Source organism: Trinickia sp. (assembly GCF_036503415.1).
Lineage (GTDB): Bacteria > Pseudomonadota > Gammaproteobacteria > Burkholderiales > Burkholderiaceae > Trinickia.
Genome location: NZ_DASXWY010000178.1, coordinates 1 through 2683, shown reverse-complemented (window position 1 = coordinate 2683; position 2683 = coordinate 1). Strand labels below are relative to the sequence as shown.

Genomic DNA, 2683 nt, shown 5'->3' with positions numbered 1-2683 from the left:
CTGCAAACGGCCGGGACGGCCCACGTGCAGATTCAGGGGCTCACGCAGGAAGAAGCGCAGGCGAGCCGTGCCGAGGTGCTGGCTTCGGCCGGTCCGCAACGGGACATGGTGCCGGCGCATCCTTGATACACGCTCGAGCGTTGGTTTGATCGAAGGGCTGCCGAGTGCGGCCCTTCGTCGTTCTTGTCTCTCGTCTGTTTTTCTCAGTCTTTCTTGAGTTCCAGCGCGCGTGCGTAGAGCGCATGACGCGAGGCCCCCGTAATCGCCGCCGCGACACGGGCCGCGCCGCTCACCGGAATTTCCTCCAGCAGCAGGGCCAGCAGCGCATCGTGCGCAGTGGCGTCGTCGCTGCCTTGCTCCGCCATCGCCCCTTCCACGACCAGCACGAACTCTCCGCGTTGGCGGTTTGCGTCGTCCGCGAGCCACGTTGGCCCTTCGGCCAAGGTGCACGCGTGAAGCGACTCATGTAGTTTCGTCAACTCGCGTGCGATCAGGATGCGCCGCGCGCCGCCGAATGCATCGGCGAGCGCCTGGACCGTTTCGCCGATGCGATGCGGGGCTTCGTAGAACACCATCGCGCGCGTGTGGTTGACGAGCGGCTGCAGGAACGCTGCGCGTTGCTTCGTCTTGGACGGCATGAAGCCGAGGAATGTGAACGTTGCGGCCCAATCGCCGGCGACTGAGAGGGCCGTTGTGATTGCGCTTGCTCCTGGCAGCGGTACGACGCCGAAGCCCGCCTCTCGCACCGCTTCGACGAGTTTTGCACCGGGATCCGAGATGCCCGGCGTGCCGGCGTCCGAGACGTAGGCGATGCGCTCGCCCGCGCGCAGTTGTTCGACGATGCGTTCGGCCGATGCGCGCTCGTTGTGTTCGTGGACCGCGACGAGCGGCTTGCTTATGCCGTAGAGGCCCAGCAACTGTGCCGTGTTGCGCGTGTCTTCGGCCGCGATGCGATCGACGAGGCCGAGCAGATGCAGCGCGCGCAACGTGATGTCGGCGGCGTTGCCGATTGGCGTCGCAACGACGTAAAGCGTCGCGGCCGGGTACTGCTGGCGCTGCGCGAGTTCGAGGAGGTCGGACATGAAACGAAGGGCGCTGCCGTGCGAAGCGAGGCCGCCATTGTGCCACGGGGCTGGCGATGAACGACGTGCGGTGGCGGGGCCGCACGACAACTTTTGCGGGCGAGCTCAGTCGAAGAGGCTTGGCAGCGTATTCGAAGGTTTTGCGCTCGAGTACTTGCAGCGTCAGCGGCTGCGTTTCGTCGCGCGCAATGTCACGTGTCGAGGCGGAGAGATCGATCTTGTCATGCGAGAGCCCGACGGCGTGCTGGTTTTCGTCGAAGTGCGCGCGCGGGCGGGCAGCCGGTATGGCGGGGCCGTGGCGAGCGTCGGGCGGGAGAAGCAACGGCGGATCGTGCGTGCCGCGCAATATTTTCTGGCGAAGCGGGGCGATACGACGAGTGCGTGCCGCTTCGATATCGTCGCGTACGATGGCCGACGCATCGCCTGGTTGCGCGATGCTTTTCGAGCCGACGGTTTTAGCTAAGGGTGATGTCGAGCGAGTGCGTTAAACTTGCGCGCTGATGCGATGCAATGCGGCAACCGGTGCGCGAAGGCGTGCCGAACAAGTAGAGAACCGATGTCAGTCGAACGGATTCAACAGCATTTCCGCGATAGCGCGGCCCTGCAACTCGAAGCGATGAATGCGCTAGCGATGCCGATTGCGGCCGCAGTCGATACGATGTTCGGCGCGCTGGCGAACGGCAACAAGATTTTGGCGTGCGGCAGCGGCGTTTCCGCGGTGGAGGCTCAGCGTTTTGCCGCGCAGTTGACTGCTCGCTTCGAGCGCGAGCGCCCAGGGCTGCCTGCGATTGCGCTGACGGCCGATGCGGCCGTGTTGACCGCGCTTGCCGACGAGGAGGGCGGTTTCGAAGCCGTGTTTGCGCGGCAGGTTCGTGCATTGGGACATGCCGGCGACATCTTGTTGGCCGTGACCGCGACGGGCGATTCGGCTAACGTGCTCGCTGCGATTGGCGAGGCGCATGAGCGCGAGATGTTCGTGATTGCGCTGACCGGAGCGGCGGGCGGCAAGATTGCCGAGTCGATGTCCGAGACCGATATTCATTTGTGCGCGCCGACCGAGCGTGTGGCGCGCATCCGCGAAGTGCACTTGACCACCATTCATTGCCTGTGTGACGGCATCGATGCCATGTTGCTTGGCGAAGACTGACCAACGTAGAAGGGAGAGTTCGTTGATGAACGCGAATCGCGTCACGAAGACGCTGGTGCGGGCGATGCTCGCTGCGGGGATGGCGGCGTCGCTCGCCGTAACGTTGCAGGGTTGCGTGCTGGCCGTGGCCGGTGCTGCGGGCGGCGGGGCGTTGATGGCGACGGACCGGCGCACGCTGGGCGCGCAGACCGAGGATCGCGAGATTCAGGTCAAGGCGTATTCGCAGATATCGAGCGATCTTCCCGATGGCTCGCATGTCGATGTGACCGTGTTCAATCGGCGGGTGCTGCTGACGGGCGAGGTGCCGGACGATCGGTCCAAGCAGCTTGCCGAGGCCATTGTGAAGGCGATCAACAATGTCGATGCGGTGATCAATGAGCTCGCGGTGGCGCCGAAGAGCGATTTCACGGATCGCGCCAATGATTCCTATCTGGTTGCGCGTGTGAAGACGGCG

General features: G+C 64.5%; 4 protein-coding genes. 3 read left to right on the top strand and 1 reads right to left on the bottom strand.

The window, feature by feature from the left end; genetic code table 11:
* Positions 1 to 203: 203 nt before the first annotated feature.
* The gene (gene rsmI / locus VGL01_RS21840) at positions 204 to 1082 is read right to left on the bottom strand and encodes a 16S rRNA (cytidine(1402)-2'-O)-methyltransferase (RefSeq protein ID WP_331573087.1); all 879 of its coding nucleotides are present in this window, start codon (positions 1080 to 1082) and stop codon (positions 204 to 206) included.
* On the opposite strand from rsmI, the gene VGL01_RS21835 reads away from it, so the two are divergent.
* The 3 genes from VGL01_RS21835 to VGL01_RS21825 form a co-directional block, all read left to right on the top strand.
* The gene (locus tag VGL01_RS21835; protein WP_331573085.1) at positions 1081 to 1545 is read left to right on the top strand and encodes a YraN family protein; all 465 of its coding nucleotides are present in this window, start codon (positions 1081 to 1083) and stop codon (positions 1543 to 1545) included. The two genes, rsmI and VGL01_RS21835, sit on opposite strands and share 2 nt — an antisense overlap.
* A 93-nt stretch (positions 1546 to 1638) precedes the next feature.
* Positions 1639 to 2229, top strand: a complete 591-nt coding sequence (locus VGL01_RS21830) for an SIS domain-containing protein (RefSeq protein ID WP_331573083.1) — start codon at positions 1639 to 1641, stop codon at positions 2227 to 2229.
* Between the two features lie 25 nt (positions 2230 to 2254).
* The coding region (locus VGL01_RS21825; RefSeq protein ID WP_331573081.1) for a BON domain-containing protein at positions 2255 to 2683 on the top strand (429 nt) is incomplete at its 3' end.

What these genes read in the sequence shown, in the direction of transcription:
- VGL01_RS21835 (WP_331573085.1), top strand. Translation starts at nt 1,081, where the DNA reads ATGAAACGAAGGGCGCTGCCGTGCGAAGCGAGGCCGCCATTGTGCCAC.
- rsmI (WP_331573087.1), bottom strand. Translation starts at nt 1,082, where the DNA reads ATGTCCGACCTCCTCGAACTCGCGCAGCGCCAGCAGTACCCGGCCGCG.
- VGL01_RS21830 (WP_331573083.1), top strand. Translation starts at nt 1,639, where the DNA reads ATGTCAGTCGAACGGATTCAACAGCATTTCCGCGATAGCGCGGCCCTG.